The 1,203-nt window shown below is 69.0% G+C and carries 1 protein-coding gene, 1 pseudogene and 1 riboswitch; of the genes and pseudogenes, one reads left to right on the forward strand and one right to left on the reverse strand.

Annotated elements, in window-relative coordinates:
* Positions 1 to 591, reverse strand: a 591-nt coding sequence (locus J0695_RS39460) for an aminotransferase class III-fold pyridoxal phosphate-dependent enzyme (RefSeq protein WP_206969663.1), incomplete at its 3' end; no start/stop codon positions are given.
* Positions 592 to 737: 146 nt separating this feature from the next.
* Positions 738 to 828, forward strand: a riboswitch (ZMP/ZTP riboswitch).
* A gap of 33 nt (positions 829 to 861) precedes the next feature.
* Here J0695_RS39460 and glyA point away from each other — a divergent pair.
* Positions 862 to 1,203 (forward strand): annotated as a pseudogene (glyA, locus tag J0695_RS39465) (serine hydroxymethyltransferase); the annotation flags it as partial.

Genomic DNA, 1,203 nt, shown 5'->3' on the forward strand with positions numbered 1-1,203 from the left:
GCCCTGGATCGGCTCGATCAGCACGGCGACGGTGTTCTCGTCGACGGCCGCATCGAGCGCGTCGACGTCCCCGTACGGGACGATCTGGAAGCCGGGTGTGTACGGACCGAAGTCCGCCCGCGCCTCCGGGTCGGTCGAGAAACTGACGATCGTGGTGGTCCGGCCGTGGAAGTTGCCGGCGGCGACGACGATCTTCGCCTGCCCGTCCGGCACCCCCTTGACCTTGTAACCCCACTTCCGGGCGGTCTTCACGGCGGTCTCCACCGCCTCCGCCCCGGTGTTCATCGGCAGCACCATCTCCATGCCGCACAGCTCGGCGAGCTGGGTGCAGAAGTCGGCGAACCGGTCGTGGTGGAACGCCCGGGAGGTCAGCGTCACTCTCTCCAGCTGCGCCTTGGCGGCTTCGATCAGACGCCGGTTGCCGTGGCCGAAGTTGAGCGCCGAGTACCCGGCGAGCATGTCGAGGTAGCGGCGCCCCTCGACATCGGTCATCCAGGCACCGTCCGCCGAGGCGACGACGACGGGCAGCGGATGGTAGTTGTGCGCACTGTGGGCTTCCGCGGTGGTGATGGCGACTGCGGTGTTCGACACGGGGTCTCCGTTTCGTACGGCCTGAGGGCAGGGATGGCGCCCCTTTCTATCGTCGGTCACATCCCCGGCGCAGAACCCCCTGCGTCCCGGCGCGCCCACACGGTGGTTTCCGGGCCCGCCGCTAACCGAATCTGGGTACTGTGTTCGGCACGTGCGGCGACTGGCGAACGGGGAATCGACCCCGAGGGAACCGTGCGCGGCCAACCGCACGAGGTGCCGCCCGCCTGGGCACCCCGGGAACGTGACATCCACACCGACCCGGAGGACGCCATGAGCCTTCCCCTTACGCACCCTGCCCTCTCCGCCACGGACCCCGAACTCGCGGCCCTCGTCGGCGCGGAGGAACAGCTCCAGTCCGAGACGCTCCGTCTGATCCCCAGCGAGAACTACGCCTCGCAGGCCGTACTCGAAGCCTCGGGCACGGTCCTGCAGAACAAGTACAGCGAGGGCTACCCGGGGCGCAGGTACTACGAGGGCCAGCAGAACATCGACCAGGTCGAGTCGCTCGCCATCGCCCGCGCCAAGGCCCTCTTCGGCGTCGAGCACGCCAACGTCCAGCCCTACTCCGGCTCCCCGGCCAACCTCGCCGTCTACCTCGCCTTCGCCGAGCCC

The organism is Streptomyces beijiangensis (genome assembly GCF_017315755.1).
GTDB classification, from domain to species: Bacteria; Actinomycetota; Actinomycetes; order Streptomycetales; family Streptomycetaceae; genus Streptomyces; species Streptomyces beijiangensis.